This window comes from Methanoregula formicica SMSP, from assembly GCF_000327485.1.
Classification (GTDB): domain Archaea; phylum Halobacteriota; class Methanomicrobia; order Methanomicrobiales; family Methanospirillaceae; genus Methanoregula; species Methanoregula formicica.
Window position 1 is genome coordinate 2,217,854 of sequence record NC_019943.1, and the last position, 15,778, is coordinate 2,233,631.

At 55.6% G+C, this 15,778-nt stretch carries 15 protein-coding genes; 7 read left to right on the forward strand and 8 right to left on the reverse strand.

The annotated features are described in order from the left end of the window. Window positions 1-2: 2 nt before the first annotated feature. The 3 genes from METFOR_RS11015 to METFOR_RS11025 are packed head-to-tail and all read right to left on the reverse strand — an operon-like array spanning window position 3 to window position 2,644. Window positions 3-1,961, reverse strand: coding sequence for a carbon-nitrogen hydrolase family protein (locus METFOR_RS11015; RefSeq protein ID WP_015286219.1), 1,959 nt, complete (start codon window positions 1,959-1,961; stop codon window positions 3-5). After that, on the reverse strand, window positions 1,948-2,376 hold the full coding sequence (locus METFOR_RS11020) for a hypothetical protein (protein WP_048110950.1): 429 nt from the start codon (window positions 2,374-2,376) through the stop codon (window positions 1,948-1,950). Before METFOR_RS11020 ends, METFOR_RS11015 begins: the two co-directional genes overlap by 14 nt. 43 nt (window positions 2,377-2,419) lie before the next feature. Next, complete coding sequence (locus tag METFOR_RS11025) at window positions 2,420-2,644, reverse strand: hypothetical protein (RefSeq protein WP_015286220.1); 225 nt, start codon at window positions 2,642-2,644, stop codon at window positions 2,420-2,422. 131 nt (window positions 2,645-2,775) lie between these two features. On the opposite strand from METFOR_RS11025, the gene METFOR_RS11030 reads away from it, so the two are divergent. After that, window positions 2,776-4,083 (forward strand): STAS domain-containing protein, encoded by a 1,308-nt coding sequence (locus METFOR_RS11030; protein ID WP_015286221.1) that lies wholly within the window; start codon window positions 2,776-2,778, stop codon window positions 4,081-4,083. Between the two features lie 16 nt (window positions 4,084-4,099). Here METFOR_RS11030 and METFOR_RS11035 read toward each other — a convergent pair whose 3' ends face one another. Continuing rightward, entirely contained in the window at window positions 4,100-4,525 is a 426-nt protein-coding gene (locus tag METFOR_RS11035; protein WP_015286222.1) for an ATP-binding protein, read from the reverse strand. Window positions 4,526-4,527: 2 nt separating this feature from the next. Then, on the reverse strand, window positions 4,528-5,907 hold the full coding sequence (locus METFOR_RS11040; protein WP_015286223.1) for a PP2C family protein-serine/threonine phosphatase: 1,380 nt from the start codon (window positions 5,905-5,907) through the stop codon (window positions 4,528-4,530). A gap of 124 nt (window positions 5,908-6,031) precedes the next feature. Between METFOR_RS11040 and METFOR_RS11045 the strand changes: the two genes are divergently transcribed. The 3 genes from METFOR_RS11045 to METFOR_RS11055 are packed head-to-tail and all read left to right on the forward strand — an operon-like array spanning window position 6,032 to window position 8,940. After that, a complete protein-coding gene (locus METFOR_RS11045) occupies window positions 6,032-6,364 on the forward strand; it encodes an STAS domain-containing protein (protein ID WP_015286224.1) in 333 nt (110 codons plus the stop codon). Continuing rightward, window positions 6,351-8,099, forward strand: coding sequence for an MBL fold metallo-hydrolase (locus tag METFOR_RS14665; RefSeq protein ID WP_015286225.1), 1,749 nt, complete (start codon window positions 6,351-6,353; stop codon window positions 8,097-8,099). The genes METFOR_RS11045 and METFOR_RS14665 overlap by 14 nt, the downstream gene beginning before the upstream one ends. Window positions 8,100-8,145: 46 nt before the next feature. Further along, window positions 8,146-8,940, forward strand: a complete 795-nt coding sequence (locus METFOR_RS11055) for an ABC transporter ATP-binding protein (RefSeq protein WP_015286226.1) — start codon at window positions 8,146-8,148, stop codon at window positions 8,938-8,940. Window positions 8,941-9,358: 418 nt separating this feature from the next. Here METFOR_RS11055 and METFOR_RS11060 read toward each other — a convergent pair whose 3' ends face one another. Next, on the reverse strand, window positions 9,359-9,598 hold the full coding sequence (locus METFOR_RS11060; RefSeq protein ID WP_015286227.1) for a hypothetical protein: 240 nt from the start codon (window positions 9,596-9,598) through the stop codon (window positions 9,359-9,361). A gap of 81 nt (window positions 9,599-9,679) precedes the next feature. Beyond that, entirely contained in the window at window positions 9,680-10,639 is a 960-nt protein-coding gene (locus METFOR_RS11065; RefSeq protein ID WP_015286228.1) for an HPr kinase/phosphorylase, read from the reverse strand. Between the two features lie 131 nt (window positions 10,640-10,770). Here METFOR_RS11065 and nudC point away from each other — a divergent pair, with 131 nt between their 5' ends. The 3 genes from nudC (at window position 10,771) to METFOR_RS15625 (ending at window position 15,169) form a co-directional block, all read left to right on the forward strand. Next, window positions 10,771-11,664 carry an NAD(+) diphosphatase gene (gene nudC, locus METFOR_RS11070; RefSeq protein WP_015286229.1) on the forward strand — a complete coding sequence of 298 codons (894 nt, stop codon included), beginning with the start codon at window positions 10,771-10,773 and terminating at the stop codon, window positions 11,662-11,664. Window positions 11,665-11,859: 195 nt separating this feature from the next. Continuing rightward, a complete protein-coding gene (locus tag METFOR_RS11075) occupies window positions 11,860-14,892 on the forward strand; it encodes a response regulator (protein WP_015286230.1) in 3,033 nt (1,010 codons plus the stop codon). A gap of 124 nt (window positions 14,893-15,016) precedes the next feature. Next, window positions 15,017-15,169, forward strand: coding sequence for a hypothetical protein (locus METFOR_RS15625; RefSeq protein ID WP_015286231.1), 153 nt, complete (start codon window positions 15,017-15,019; stop codon window positions 15,167-15,169). Window positions 15,170-15,229: 60 nt separating this feature from the next. Here the strand turns inward: METFOR_RS15625 and METFOR_RS11080 are convergent, their stop codons facing one another. Then, window positions 15,230-15,763: a chemotaxis protein CheW gene (locus METFOR_RS11080; protein WP_015286232.1), complete on the reverse strand. Its 534-nt coding sequence runs from the start codon at window positions 15,761-15,763 to the stop codon at window positions 15,230-15,232. Window positions 15,764-15,778: the final 15 nt, after the last annotated feature.

A 15,778-nucleotide genomic window follows, 5' to 3' on the forward strand; every position in this document is an offset into this window, starting at 1 on the left:
CTCTACTTCATCCTGTTCCCGAACACGATCCACTTCACGAATTCTTCGATTTCCCCCTCGCTGGAAAAATTGCCGTCAATAAAAATATCGCCAGGGTGCGGATTCTCCCGTTCCTGTTTTATCATCGAACCTTCAGGAAGGATCTTGATGATTTCAGCTGCGTTTTGTATTCCCATATTACTTGCAAGAATGTGGGGATAGACACGGAACCGCACCTGGTTGGATCCGGATATTGTTGGCTTGAAAAGCGAGATCATATCAAGCTCTTTCTTGTTCGGATACCCGATCTCATTTTCTGCCCGGTATGTGAACTTGGTCTTCTGATCAATGACGGATTTCCCGAAAAAAGAGTCCAATTCTTTTCGTAGTTTTGCATAAATCCCATTCGGATTGATACTGCTGATGTTCGTCCTTTCAACTGCGAGGGAACGATTCTGTGACCGGGCATTATTTTTTGTAATGATCTCTGAAGGATTCCTTTTCATCGATTGAATTTTCCCCGCAATGTTGGTGAAAATTCGTACTTCAGCAGATCCCTCGGTCAGCGGGATCGTAATTGCCGGTGTATCGCAGGGCAGGGTTATATCAGGATATCGCGGTTTTTTCCAGACATCTCCTCCGGTCCAGACAATCCCCGTTGGCCAGTCGGACGGGATTGACCGTCGGAAAAAGATAGAAGTTCCAAAAAGGGGAATCTTCCATTGGCATGATGCCTCGGACCAGCCATTTAATGGGAAGTAATTTTCCTGACACAGAAATTCTCCTTTGGGACGGAACCGGTGAATCAGATTTACTCCAATGTCGGCGTCAGGTTTCGGATATTTCCGGGGCTCGTGCCATGGGCCATAAACATCATAGCAGACGAAGGGGAAAAACCTGACCCCATTTAGCTCAAAGATACGGGGTTTGCCGAGTTCGCCGTCATGGTGATTTTTAGCAAGTATGATACTGTTCCTTTCGGTATCATCAGACGGGTAAAACTTTCTGCAGATGGAAATTATTCCGGTCCTGTCGATGGTGATTGCTATCTGATCCTGATCGTATGCATCTTCAGCGACAGGTCGGTCGAAGAATCCATCAACCCCGATGCAGACTTTGATATTTCGGCTTGTTCCGGAGAGGACTTCCTTCACGCATCGTTCAATCTCCGGATACATTGTATCTGCCCTCTCGTGTTGTGTATGAACCCAACCACCGGGAAAGAGGACCACTCCGTCCCCCGATGTTTTATCGATCGTTGAACGGAGAATTTGGTCCAGCTCAGCTATTCGTATCGGGTTATTGCCGGGATCTTTTTCATCAGCAATTTTCAAATTTGATTTCAGAATAACCGTCGCAATCCAGTCTTGTCTCGGCATTTTGAGAGATATGCCATTCATACTCGTATCTCCGGCCGTGTTTTGGGCTTCAATCAGATTCTGAAATTTTTGAATGTCATTTGCATTATTTACGTCAAGACTGCACCATGCCATATCCCTCGCGAATAACCGGACCGTTGGACAGAACCCGTTCGCTTCCGGAATAAAATCCCTCAAAGTATCATACCATGCGCGCTGCTCATCACGAAAGGGAGGATCGTTGTCGCATGCACGGATTTCATCGCAATGCCTCACCCAGGTGCTGCGCGAGAATCCGAGATTAATATCGGAGGGATACTGAGAGAGAGCAATCTTCCGCGGTTCGGTGAAATGCTGCGATTCGTCGAACTCAACAATCATTTTCTGTTCAGGCAGGAAAAAATCAACATCGACATATGCCGCCCTGACAAACTTGGAAAAACCGCGATGGTTCTGCAGGGCAGAGTAGATGTCGTTCAGAACAGAATACCTCGGATGTTCCCGCAACTCTTCTGGTCGCGTCCCGAGTTGTATCCGGTAATTGGGAATGACCGTCCCATAGATTTTTTCAAGAAGTTGCCGGACCCTTACCTTGCATTCCCTGCATCGCTCATTGTGGGACATCAGGCACTTCCGCAATATTGTTCATCCAACGTATAAACGAAAAATTTTCCATTTTCAACAAATCCCGAGGAAAATTTTTTTTACGAATGTTCAGTTCTTGCATTAGGAAGGCATTAACTTCCTTTTTTCGATATGACCGGCTTGAAATGCAGGTAAGATCCCGGACATCATGAAATCCATAATCGATGCACCACGGGCGGGCAAGTTTGAGATCAATGTTTTCCCCGGAATAGCCTTTCACATACGAATAGACAATCGCTGATAACTGAAGGACTTCACTCTGACAAAATCCCTCAAAGACTCTAACATCTGATAGTTCTGAAAGTGAAATGTGCTGAGCGATATAACGGCCTTGAATGTCCTTTACGTTTTTCAGCAGGATCTTCTTTTGAAGACCCCATTTGGTTTTGAACACACCGAATCGAATGAATGTTCCGGTAAATGTTGCTCTCCTTCCCTCACCTCCCCCCAAACCGGAAGATCGTGATCCCGAAGAACCGCTCGAAGAAGTATAAAACCCCGAAAAAGAAGACCGCATAAATAACAAAGCCGACGATGAACCCGAAGATCCCGGAAAGGCCAAGAGCGGCGAGCAGAATATTCGAAAGGGTATTGGAAACAAGGATGGCGCAGAGAAGGACGAGCACGAAGGTGACGATGCGCCGGGCTGAGGAGAGATCCATAGAAGTACTCCGGTGCGCGGAAATATAAACGCTTCAGGAGTGATGCTGGAATATTTCCCTCCGGTTTTTTCCCGGTACCTCACCATTATAAGTGGCTTTACGTAATAACTCCATAAACGGAAGCGAATCTCATGGAAGCCAGAAGCGAACGAAGGGACGGGATCCTTGTTTTTTTTGTCAACGGGAGACTCGATGCTCACGGGGCCCGGCAGCTCGATGAGTGGGCGCGGGAAGAACTCAATGACGATGACAAGGAACTGGTGATCGATCTCTCGGGATCGGCCTACCTGAGCAGCGGCGGCATACGGACATTCAACGGGCTGAAACGCGAGCTGAAGCGGAGGAACGGCCAGTTCGCGCTTGCAGCGGTCGGAGAGTATCCTTACAAGGTGCTGGAGATGGCCGGCTTCACCACGGTCTTTACCCTGTACCCGACAACCGAAGAGGCAGTCAATGACATCCGCAAAAAACGGAAAAACCCGTCGCTCTTCAACGAGATCTTCTACAAGAAGATCATCGAGGGCAATGTCAGCCTGACCATCGAACCCGGGTGGATGACCAAGAACCCGGTCCTCCGCGTCACAGGCGATCTCGACAAGGTGCTCCATGCAACCATCACCGAGCCGGACGTGAAGGTGAAGAAGTTCTCGGAGGTGACGTACTCGCTGGGCCTTGGTGCGCTCGGCGCCGATGTCAAAGACGCGATCCCGCTTCTGGGCGAGATGATCACGCTCTATGGCTCGATGGTCTGGCTCCCCACCGATGGCCACAGCACGCCCGATTTCCTGACGCCGGGGACGGCAACCGGGGGAGACCTGCCGGTCTACACCGGGTACAATATCACGCTGGACGGCCCGTTCAACGAATACCTCACCCTTGACGCTGCTGATCCCAGGGGCGTTTCGGTTGCCGACACCTACCGCGTCATCTTCTCATCGGCAAAAGAGCGGGTGAAGACCTACCGGGGCGTTGTTGCCGTGACCATGTGGGGCGTCCTCTCGGGATTCGCCAGTTCCGGGCTGAAAAAGGCGCCGGTTGCCGGGTCGCTCCCGAAGGGCGAGTCTATCCTCTCTCCTTCGCGGGCCCATGAATGGATGGCATCGGACGCCGGGACCTCGTACCAGGGCGACACGCTCGTCAGTTTCGGCGTGGGGATCGATCTCACCGCCGATCTCTCGTCGTTCCGCCCGGAGGCGCTCGACGCACTCTATTATGCAAACCCCCTGAACACGGGTGCAGGAAAAGAGATGTACCTCCACAACCACGGCGTGGTCTTCCGGAACATCCCCTATGACGCGACCCTTGACCTGAATACGCAGGTAAAAAAGATTGTAACCGATGGCGAGTTCGTGGATATGCGCCACCTTCTCGATACGACGCGGCTCCGGAAGGCGAAGATCGGGATCGCCTACATCCAGGACATTGCCCGGGAGCCCTGAAAGCGCAGGAAGCGGCTTATCCCGATCTCTTTTTCTTCAGGATGAGGACGTTTTTGTTGTCTTCATACCGGTACCGGATATCGTCCATGACCTGGCGGGTCAGGAAGATCCCAAGACCGCCGATCTTCCGGTCGTCGATACTGGCAGAGATATCCGGTTCGGGAAGGGAGAGCGGGTCGAAGGGTTCAGCGCTGTCCTCGACCCGGATCTCCATGGCAGACTCGTCCGCATGGTAGGACAGGGATACAAGGATCTCCCCCCCGGCCTCCCCGTACCCGTGCATGATGACATTGGTCACCACTTCCTCTACGGCAAGCTGCGTATCGAGGATGTCCTCGTCCGGAAACTGATGGCCCTGCATGACCGATTCGATCAGGTCCGAGACCCGGGGTATCTCGTTGATGTCGGATCTGATTGACAGTGCAGCCGGCCGTTCACTCATGGTTATTCCGTCCTGATAATCATCAGCGTGATGTCGTCTGACTGGGGATGGTCTCCGCAGAATGCCTTGACCTCACCAAGGATCTTGGCCATCATCGTTTTTGAATCCATCCCCTGAGACCGGGCAATAACGTCGCGCAGCCGCGTTTCCCCGAACATCTCCTGCCGGTTGTTCTCTGCTTCGGTGATGCCATCGGTGTACATGACAAGGATATCCCCCTTCTCAAGGGTCTTTTTTCCCGCAAAGTACTCCGCTTCCTTCAGGGCCCCTATTGCCATGCCCGTCGCTTCGAGTTCTTCAAACGAGCCATCGGCATGGTACAGGAGTGGGGGATTGTGACCGGCGTTCACGTAGGTCAGGACCCGGTTCTCTGCATTGAGCGTTGCGTAAAAGAGGGTGACGAACATGCCGGATTTGGAGTCCGCAGAGATGATCGAGTTCGCCGTGTTGATGGCCTCGGCCGGCTGATCCGGGTACCACGAGGCATTGACCCGGACAACGATCCGTGACAGGGCCATGAAGAGCGCGGCCGGGATCCCTTTTCCGGACACATCGGCAATCATCAGTCCGAGCCGGTGCTGCGAGATCGGGATCACCTCCAGCGGGATGACATCGAAAAAGTCCCCCCCCACTTCCTTTGCCATTACGTTCCGCCCCGCAATGTCGAATCCTTCGAGCGGGATCATCGTTTCGGGAAGGAAACTCTGCTGGATCTCGGCTGCGATCGATAGCTCGGTGTCCTTTCTCTGGATCTCCTTGATCAGGGTGTCGCGCTCTCTTTGCATCCGCCGCTCGTTCTGGAGGTTCCCGATGATGAAGGCAAAGACAAACATCCCCGCGGCATTGGCCGCGATCATGGGGATCGAGACCAGTTCCACGACAGACAAGGCCTTTTCAAAGGGACTGCAGATGGCAAGCGTCATGAGCATGTGGAGCGTTTCCATGGCAATGGCAAAGATGACGGCGATCGTGATCCCGGCAAACTTCCGCTTCCGGGCAAGCCAGATAAGACCCCCGAAGAGACCGGCAAGGACGGTGGCAAGGGAGCAGGAATAGACGGTAAATCCCCCGACTGACAGGCGGTGGATTGCTCCGATCAGGCCGGCACCGAGCCCGATCACGGGGCCTCCCAGCAGGCCGGCGAGCATCGGGCCGAGATCGCGGACATTGATGAATGCCCCGTTCACTTCGAACCCTGCCACCGTGCCATAGACCGAGAGCGCCCCAAAGAAAATGATGAGGATTGCCTGTACTTTGACAGAGGGCCTGCCCTCAAGAACCTCGGGAAAGAACCGGCTCCTGGTAAGCAGGTAGGCGGCAACGATGATGACGCACATCAGCTGAAGAAGGACGATGAGGGATGAGAGGATGGTTGTTGCCATGAATTATCATTACCCATGTGCCCCGGTTCTTCATAAGCCTGCTTGCACATTGCAAAGGAGATAGGATTATCATTTTCCAGCGCCGACATAACAAAAGAATTCAGGATACTTTTGGGGAACAAATATGGAAATAAAAACTACCAGTAAGGACAATGCAACCACCCTTTCCCTTAACGGCAGGATAGACACTGCCACTGCACCGGAACTGGAACAGGCAATCAACAAGGTTATCGATGGCGGCCAGCGGAAGGTCCTGCTGGACTTTGCCGGTGTCACCTATATCAGCAGCGGCGGCCTCCGTGTGCTCCTTGCCACAGCAAAGAAACTGAAAAACCCCGGGGACAAATTCGGGATCTGCGCCCTCACTCCCGAGGTCCTGAAGATCCTCAAGCTTGCAGGGTTCACCTCAATCTTTTCTATCTACGCATCTGAGGGAGAGACCCTTGCCGGCTGGTAACGACCAGCTGGTTTCTCTTGAATGGCAGCCCCTGCCCGGAGCAGGCGGGGCAACAATTTTTCCACTTATCCGGAAGATCGACACTGTATCCTCCAACTCGTATCTCATCCAGACACCGGATGCCATCATCCTGATCGATCCCGGCGGCCTTCCCGTGCAGGCAGAACAGCTCATGCAGGTGGTGACGGAGTGCCGGGCCGAAAAGGAGCGCCCGTTTTTCATCCTTCTGACGCATGCCCATGTCGATCACTTCATCGCGATCCAGAACACGCCGGCACTCGCAGTTGCCGGGGCAGCGGTGCTCATGGTGCAGGAGGAAGGCGCCGCCTGCCTCGAACGCGGTGATGCGGCGATGACGCAGGCCGCGATGTTCAATACAACAATAGTCCCGATAAAGGCCGGGTTCCAGCTCGTCACCAGCGACCGCAGGGAACATCCCGGGGAGCCCGTTGAGCTCTGTTTCTCGAATGGCGCGCTGGCTACGGTGACGGCATTCCCTGCAGGTGCAACGTCCATGAGCCTCAACCGGGAAACCATCGTGTTCGGGCCTGACAGCCCCCCGCTTGAGGTCTTCCATACTCCCGGCCACAGCAGGGACAGCATCTGTATCCACATGGGCGAACTGCTCTTCATTGGCGACCTTCTCTTTGCGGCAAACCCGGGGATTGCCGGTCTGGTCGGGTGGTCGCAGGAGGACCTCATCCGGTCTCTTGACGGGATTGGCCCCCTGCTGGAAACCAAGGAGATCTCGCTCCTCTGTCCGGGCCACGGGCGCCTTATCCCCGTTGCCGATGCACAAAAGATGCTCGCGCTCGTGAAGCGGGACGCCGCCACCCTTGCCGATATTGCTGAATTCAACCCGGACCGCGCCGCAGAGATTGCCACCTATGCCGAAGACATCATGGAGCAGGTGAACCAGCTCTTCACGGTCATGGCAGGCCGGCTCTATTATGTCTCGTATGTGCTCGATGAGCTGGAGGAGTCAGGAACGGCAGAGGAACTCGGCACCCTTATCAACGGCGATGACATCGATGAACTCCTTGATGCGTTCCGGACATTCTCCGAAGAGCACCATAAGAAAAAAGGTGTCTCGGTCCACCTGGCCCTCAAAGCCGGGCAGGTGATCGGCAAGCTGCAGCGGACGTTCAGGACTGACGAACTGGCACATATCATCGACCCTGGCATTGTCCGCCGCACGGAACGACTCCTCGCGGACTATATCACCATCTTCCGCGGGTTCACGCCCCCGCGCGAGGTCACTGTCGTGGACCTGTCATCACTCATCGGGGCCCTTGTCGGGGGCCTGACCATTCCCCCCCTTTCCAGCGATGCGGTGTTCTCCTCCGCAGATGATGAGAAGGCATTTGCCCGTGTCCTGCTCTCGAACATCGGGACCCGGCCCCTTCTTGAGGAAGTGAACGTGGGGATTGACAACGCCCCGGATCCGCTGTTCGTTACCATTGACCGCGAAAATTTTACCGATCTCCTGACCTATATTCTCGAAGACCTCGTGGGAAAAGGGTCCCCTGCCATCCGGATAGCGATATGCGACAGCGGGAGTTATGCAACAGTCGCTATCTCCGGCACCACCCCGTCATCTTCAGCGGGGTGCGAGTCACGGAAAACGGACCGGTTCCTCGCCGGGCTCTGTGAACGGGCCGGTGCCTCACTCGCGGTAAGTCACGGGGAGGACACGCGGAACACCTACACGATCCAGGCAAACAGGGTTGTATAATCCGGAAGACCGGCTCACGGGAAAAACCAAGGGAACCTGCCTGAACATGAACGCACACGATCCCCCCTTCCTGGAGTTCGAAAATGTCACTGTCTTTCACGGAGAGAAGATGGTCCTTGATTCCCTTTCGCTCGCAATCCGGCGGGGCGAGAGCGTGGCGATTCTCGGGCCCAACGGTGCAGGGAAATCCACGTTCATCCGGACGATCATGCGGGAGTTCTACCCGGTGCTCGACCGTGGCCCGGTCACCTTCCGGATCTGCGGGAGGGATACCTGGGATGTCTTCGCGTTGCGATCGGCGTTTGGGATCGTCTCGAATGATCTCCAGTATGCCTTCACGCGGGAGATCACCGGGAGGGAGGTTATCCTCTCGGGATTCTTCTCCAGCATCGGGCTCTTCAACCGTGAGATCACACCGGAGATGGAGAGGCGGGCAGACAAGATCAGCGCATTTCTTGAAGTGGGTCATATCTGCAACCGGCCGATGACCGAACTGTCATCAGGAGAGGCTCGCCGGTTCCTGATCGGGAGGGCAATGGTCCACGACCCGGAAGTCCTTATCCTTGACGAGCCTACGAACAGTCTCGACCTCCATGCACTTCATGCGTTCCGCCAGACGATACGGAAGATCGCCTCCAATGGAACGGCAATTATTCTTGTCACCCACAACCTGCAGGACATCATACCGGAGATCGTGCGGGTCATCCTGATGAAGAACGGGAGTATCGTGGGCGACGGCCCCAAGGAGCAACTGCTGGCGGACGGCCCGGTCAGCCGGCTCTTTGATGTCCCGGTTAGTATCCGGAAGGATGACGGGTATTACTACGCGACCGGGTATTGAGAGACGGGTGTGATCGCAAGAACTGCCAATGGGAAAAAAAGATTTCTCATGAAAAACGCGAAGGGTATAATGATGGGGGCTGATGCCCCCATACCCCCTTTTATGATGAACGGCCGCCGCCCCGAAGGACGCCCCGCGGCGGCATCAATATCCTTTTGATAAAAACAATTCTTTATTGGAGTATCCCTTTCTGGTAATACAGAGGCATCACCTGCACCCCCGGGTCGAAGAACGCAAGGCGTTCTTCTCCTGCTTCGAGTCGTAAGACCCTCAGCACCCCCTTGGGGGTGTCGAACCTCTTCAGAGGTGAGACATGAGAAGAACCTGAAAGGTTCTTCGAGTCAGGGCTGGCGCAAGGGGGGCAATCCAAATTGGAATAAGGTATTCTACAGAGCACCAGTAAGAAAAAAGAGGATTCCTACCGGTTCAGGGCAGCAATAATCATCTCCGGGGCTCCTGCCGGCAGGTTGAGGCCGGTGAGGATGCCGGGGAGTGCCCCCGAAAGTGCCTTCTTTCCTTCCGCAGATGCAAAAAAATCCTGCATCAGCGAGATGCCCTCGGGCGATGCGAGGAATTTCTTGACCGCTTCCTGTCCTTCGGGGGTCTGGAGATATGCCACTGCAGCCCCGCCGATTCCACTGATGGTTCCAAAGTTCATGAGTATACCACGTTCCGTGCCTTTACCCGTTGACGGTACTACCTGAAAAAGGATAGGGAATAACCGGCTGCCAAAGGAGAACTAGTGAAGGTCATCCTGGGGGATCGCGGCAAGCGACCGGATCAGCCGCTGGGTCTCTGCCGGTGTTCCGGTGGTATTCACCTCGTACACTGTTGTACGGTCGAGGAGATCCCTCAGGTACTGTGTCCGGATTGCCGTTTTATAGGGAGAGCAGTCCAGGTGATGGGGGTTGAAAAAACTGTTAGCCGTGAAAAGAGCAAGCGCGGTATCGGGATTCAGGGACTGTACGGTATTCCGGTCGTCCGGGTCGCGCTTGAGAACGATCACGGTCCTCAGCGTTGTCATGGGAAGGAGACGCCCCTTGCCAATCACCCAGCGGATGTCGGCAACCGCACGCCCGTTCCGGTCATATTCATCTGCCCGGACAAGCCCGCCGTACTCCTTCCAGACCGTCTCCAGGTCCTGCCGGATATAGAAGTTCTTCTCGGACCCGTAGGAGAGGATCTCGGGGCCGAAAACCCGGGAGAAGAACCAGTCGTCCGATACGATGCGCGTCGTGGGATCCTTCAGCAGGCCATAGGTCTGCGTTGTCTTGCCGGCCCCGGAGGTTCCCGTGAGACAGAGCCCGCTTCCGCGGATATCAACAAGCGCCCCATGCATCGAGAAGATGGCATGTTGTTCTTCGAGAATATCCCCTGCCAGGCTGAGGGCAAGCGACTTCACCCACCCGTAATACCCGACATTGAAGAGGAACACGGTCCGGGTCTTGGAATCATAGAAGACCGAATCGGGAGGAGATTCCGGGTCGCGGAATACGAACATCCTCCCGTGCGACCGGATATTCTGGGACATGGAGTAAAAGTTCTCCTGCCACGTGTCTTTCAGTACGGGATCGTCGGAAAGGAGCTTGATGCAGCAGCCGTAGATCTCGGACTTGATCTCGTACCGTACAGTGGGCATGAACCGGGCAGCCAGCCGGTCTTTCTCTTCGGGAGTTATGAGCGTTACCTGATAAGCCAAAAGTATCCTGCCTCCGGGGATCGCGGTGATAAGGTATCCGCGGATGACGGTTAATAACCTCTCAGTGGAACAGGGGAGATCGGTGCGATCGTTTTTGTGGTTCCGGGGCAAATCTTCCGGAAGGTCTGGCAATGGCAACAGGATTCTTTCAACAATCGTTTCCCCATACCGCAGTCTTCTCGTCGGCATTTCTCGAACCGCTTTACCCGGAACCGGCAGAGCCTCCAGAGAATGCGGAATGGGTGATTGTCCGGGAGAATGGTGTTTACCTGCAATCCGGAGAACCTCCCGTCCTGTTATACACCCACGACAAAAAAGAGGCGATCCCGGATGTCCTGCACAGACAGTACTTAGGACACCAAAACGGCGTTGCCTGGTATGCCATGGAAGTGGCTGCGGATACGGCAGTCCCCGGCTCTGTATTTTACCCGGATATCCGCGGTCTCCATGCAATCCTTCCCGATAACGAACTCGCGGTCGCTGCCCTTGCCGTGCGTATCATCGCGTTTGACCGGACAACCCGGTTCTGCGGGCTGTGCGGCAGCGAGACGCGGCAGTCAAAGGAAGAGCGCGCAAAAGTCTGCGCTGCCTGCGGCCAGGTCACGTACCCCCGCATGTCGCCTGCAATTATCGTCCTGATCCGGAAGGATGACCAGATTCTTCTTGCCCGGTCTCCCCGGTTCCCTCCCAAATTCCACAGCGTCATCGCCGGTTTTGTCGCGCCGGGCGAGACCCTTGAAGAGGCCGTACGAAGAGAAGTCCGCGAGGAGGTCGGCATCGAAATTGCGAACATCCGCTACCTGGGCAGCGAGCCCTGGCCGTTCCCGGACTCCCTGATGATCGGGTTTGTTGCGGATTATGCCGGCGGGGAGATCGTGATCGACAACAACGAGATCGTTTCAGCGGGATGGTTTGACCGGGCCAGCCTGCCGGAACTCCCCCGGAAGATGAGTATCGCCCGGGCACTCATCGACTGGTGGCTTGCAGGGGAGAACGAGGATTCCGGACAGCAAAAAAACCGGTGACAGAACAGTTCCGGAAAAGGAATCTGGCCCCGTCCCTCACGTACCCGCCCATGCGCCTGCATTTTTGCACGGATTTTTCATTTTCGTGACAGTTGCAGGGCCCAATCGACCAGAAATGCTATAATACAGTATATATTATTATTAATCAGGCATCCTGATTGGATGTGATACCAGTCACACGTGTGAGAGATTGTAATGAACGGCTCCCTGTCAGATGGGAACGAGAATACGATTGATATTTTCGTTCTGAGTACCAGTACAACCGGTTCACCCCTGCAGGCCCGCGACCTGGAAAACCTGGGTTACCGGGCAACCTTCTTTTCCGACGCGCAACAATTGTTCGAATCGCTGCGGTCAGGAAAACCCAACCTCCTGATCTGCGATTCGGTAACGTTCCAGCAGGAGTCCTACGAGCTCTGCCGGGCCTTAAAGGCCGATTACGACCTCTGGGTTGTCCCGGTCCTTATTGTGACCAGTGCATCGAACCTCTCCGATCTCCTCCACGTTCTCGACTGTAATGCAGACAATTTCATCTCTTCTCCTTTTGATCCATCCTATTTCGCTGCGCTGGTCGGGGGAATGCTTTCTACTCCCGTAGAGCGCCCAACCCCCGATCAGATCAAGACCCAGTTCAAGATCCAGCATGACGACCACCAGTTTGTTGTGACCGCAGACCGGCGCAGGCTGCTGGAGTTCCTCCTTTCCTCGTTCGAGATTGCGGTGAACCGTTCCGGCGACATCATCCGCATCACCGGTGAGAGGGAGAACCTCTCGGCATCGCTCGCGAGACTGGAGGAGCGGGTCCGTGATCAATCCCGATCCATCGAGGCGCTGAACGCGACACTCCGCCAGAAAGAGCAGGCCATTGGTACGCTCACGACAGAGGGAGAGGAGAAAGACCAGAGGAACCAGGAGAGCCGTGATGAGATCCGGCGACTGGAAGCGGAGATCGAGGCCGGGAAGTCCCATATCGCAGACGCCGAGGGCGAGATAAACCGGCTCACCAGTGAAGCGGCCGAGCTTGCACAGCGCTATACCGAGGAGACCGGTGACCTGGGCCGGCAGATTGCCATGATCTCGGAGCATCTCGCGGCAACGAGCGCCGATCTCAAAGCCGCAGAAGAGTCGCTTGCCCTCGAAACCGCAAAGAAGACCGATGCAGAGACGCTCCTCTCTGAAACAACTGCCAGAAAAGAGGAGGCAGAGAAGATGGCCCATGAACTCGCCCTTGAGGGAGAGCAGTTGCGGGCCGATCTCCTTTCCGAGAGAGAGCGGGTGCAGAACCTGGTCATTGAGATAGCCGAACTCACCGATGTGAACAGGAAGAGCGGTGAGGAGCTGACAGGGAAAATCCGGGAGCAGGAGGAGGCCATCCGGAATCTCGAAGAATGCATTACCACAAGAGAGAATGAACTGGAGGCGGAGAAAGGCCGTGCCAGTGCCCTTGAACAGCAGGTATCAGATCTCGGCACCAGGAAGCAGAAGGCCGAAGAGGAGCTGCAAACCAGCAGGGAAACCTCCGCAGCAGAGATCGTTGCTCTCAAGGAGAGGCTTGCCCGGGTCACCTCGACGCTGGAGGCACGGGAGCTGGACATTGCAGGGTTAAAGACCGAACTCGACGCGGCGACCAGCGCACGCGACACGGCAGTCGCTGAAAGCACAGCACTCACGCAGGAACTGGCCGGGCAAAAGGAGACATTGTCGCAGGCCGGCGAAGCACTCCGTGCTGCAGAAGACCAGATAGCAGAAGGGGCACAGGAGCGGGATGCAGCCGTTAAGGAGGCGCAGGGCCGGTATGAGGCGTTGCGGGTGGAGATGGACAACCTCAAAAGAGAACTGGACCGGATCCTTGCTGACCGCGACGCCGCCCTTGCAACACGATCCGCAGCAGAGCACTCCCTTGAGGAGGCCTCCCTGCGCATACGGGACCTTGAGGCGGAGCTCGACCAGGCCGGTTCCCTCCGTGCAGAAACTTCACGGCAGATGGAATCCCTCAGGGCGGCTCTCGAACAGGCTGAAACCGGGACAAAGGGGATGGAGGCGGGACTTGCCGCGGCACGTGCTGAACATGCCAGTTCCCGGACAGAGGTCGCCACACTTTCGGATGAACTTGTGCAGGTGAGAGCGGAGCGGGAATCCCTCCTGAGGGAACGTGACAGCCTGGAAACGTCCCTTAAGGGAGAGAGAGAAGAGAAGCAACGGATCGCGGCCGAACGGGAACAGGCAGCAGCCGAACGCGAATCCCTTACTTCTGCCCTGGCAAACGAGGAGCAGGAGCATCGCACAGCCGAATCTGAACGGGAGCGTCTTCTCGGGCTGCTTTCGTCGGCAGAGGCAACCGGGAAGAGCCGTGAGTCCGCTCTCTCCGACACCATCCGGGAGCTGAAGGCGGAGCTTGACCAGACGCAGGCAACGGTGCGGGAACTAAAAAGCCAGGTGACAGCGCTGTCGCGGGAAAAAGAGGTGGCTGAGGAGAAGGTGGTCAGTCTTGAAAGCGAGATCGACCATGCCCGGACGGCACTTGCCGATGAATGGGAAAGCCACATGGACGCACAGGAGCGTCTCGTTGCCAGCTCGGCGGCAGGCTCCTCCCGATCCGGTTCCCGGCAGGAGGGAGAACTGGAGTCCGAGAAGGCAAAGAAGAGGGAACTGATTGTAAAAGGTCCTGACCTGCCGATCAGCATCGGAAAACAGCCGCAGTCCCTGAGCGCAGTAAAAATCCCGGGCACTGCCACCCCCCCCGGGCCGCAGATCAAAAATGTCGAGGACCTCTTTGAAGACGAGCCAGAAGAAAAGGGAGAGGAAGAGGAGCTGCCCAAAGTCTCCATCATCCAGGAAGTTGCGGGGGAGACTGAGGAGGACGAAGACGAGAGTCCTGCCTTGCCCCTGCCCGGTGACGATACAGCGTACGATGACGATGAAGAGGAGGGGGCCATGGAGCAGACACCGGACGATGAGGATCTGCCCGATGACGATGAGATGACAGCCGCCTCCACGGGCCGCCACGGAGGGAGTATCCCGTTTTCGGGAATCGCCTTCAACCGCGCCCAGTGGTTTGACCTTTTGAAGTGGGCCCACCACTCGGGAACGCTCACGCAGGAGCAGCGGATGCAGATCGTGAAGATGGGCCGGCTCGTCCAGAAAGGCAGGAGACTCACCCGGAAACAGGAAGAGCAGGTAACAGAGATGCTTGCTCTTGTCCAGGCACAGGGCTACCGGTTTTCCTGAACCGGACCCGGATTTTAAAGAACGGGGGCGGTCTCCGCCCTTCACGCGTGCAGCAGGTCGCGACCGGGTATGTTTATGGCGATGAATCGCTTACCCTGATCACGCAATTCATTCAGGAGCGGCAATGGCCATACATAAGAAACGACCGAAAACATTTGAAAAGAACAAAAAAGCAGGGGAAAAGAATTCGGATTACAAGCTCATCATCGTCCTTGCCGGGGCAGTGATCCTCGCGTTCCTGATGATCTATGTCCTCATCCTGACATCCCCGGCCTGAAACCGGAAAAAAAGATCTCTCCTGGATTGCCAGGAGAGCATACCCGGATTTTTCTGCGCATTACAGCGTTGCGTCGATATCCCCGAGCAGCTGTTTGATGTCGATCCAGATGATCAACTCGTTGATCTCCTTTTCCTTGACCTTGACCTTCCGTTTGATGATCCCGATGATGGAGGTTTCCTCCTTGCTCACGGAGGCCGACGTATGATCCACCTGGTTACCCTCGAACGTCGAGACCGAGGTCACGTCATCGACAAGGATACCAATCTTCGATTTGGCCACTTTGTCGTCGAGCACGATAATCCGTGAGGATTCCAGGGACTGGGCATTCTCATCGGTGATATTCAGCCGGTGCTTCAGGTCGATGATCATCGTGATCTCGCCCCGCAGGTCGATGATCCCCTTCACATAGGAGGGGACATTGGGAAGCTTTGTTATGGTCGTGTATTCCACGACCTCTTTTACATCGAACAGATCGATGGCGAAATGCTCGTTCCCGAGCACGAACTCCACCACCTGGATCGAGTCATACCTCTTCTCAGGGGAAACGGGATTTTTTGCCGCTGCAACAGGTTCGCTTGCCTTTGCTGACATGGGCAATTCCCCCAT

Coding starts and splice junctions, on each gene's coding strand:
- METFOR_RS11015 (WP_015286219.1), bottom strand. CDS start 1,961: ATGTCCCACAATGAGCGATGCAGGGAATGCAAGGTAAGGGTCCGGCAA.
- METFOR_RS11025 (WP_015286220.1), bottom strand. CDS start 2,644: ATGGATCTCTCCTCAGCCCGGCGCATCGTCACCTTCGTGCTCGTCCTT.
- METFOR_RS11030 (WP_015286221.1), top strand. CDS start 2,776: ATGGAAGCCAGAAGCGAACGAAGGGACGGGATCCTTGTTTTTTTTGTC.
- METFOR_RS11035 (WP_015286222.1), bottom strand. CDS start 4,525: ATGAGTGAACGGCCGGCTGCACTGTCAATCAGATCCGACATCAACGAG.
- METFOR_RS11040 (WP_015286223.1), bottom strand. CDS start 5,907: ATGGCAACAACCATCCTCTCATCCCTCATCGTCCTTCTTCAGCTGATG.
- METFOR_RS11045 (WP_015286224.1), top strand. CDS start 6,032: ATGGAAATAAAAACTACCAGTAAGGACAATGCAACCACCCTTTCCCTT.
- METFOR_RS11055 (WP_015286226.1), top strand. CDS start 8,146: ATGAACGCACACGATCCCCCCTTCCTGGAGTTCGAAAATGTCACTGTC.
- METFOR_RS11060 (WP_015286227.1), bottom strand. CDS start 9,598: ATGAACTTTGGAACCATCAGTGGAATCGGCGGGGCTGCAGTGGCATAT.
- nudC (WP_015286229.1), top strand. CDS start 10,771: ATGGCAACAGGATTCTTTCAACAATCGTTTCCCCATACCGCAGTCTTC.
- METFOR_RS11075 (WP_015286230.1), top strand. CDS start 11,860: ATGAACGGCTCCCTGTCAGATGGGAACGAGAATACGATTGATATTTTC.
- METFOR_RS15625 (WP_015286231.1), top strand. CDS start 15,017: ATGGCCATACATAAGAAACGACCGAAAACATTTGAAAAGAACAAAAAA.
- METFOR_RS11080 (WP_015286232.1), bottom strand. CDS start 15,763: ATGTCAGCAAAGGCAAGCGAACCTGTTGCAGCGGCAAAAAATCCCGTT.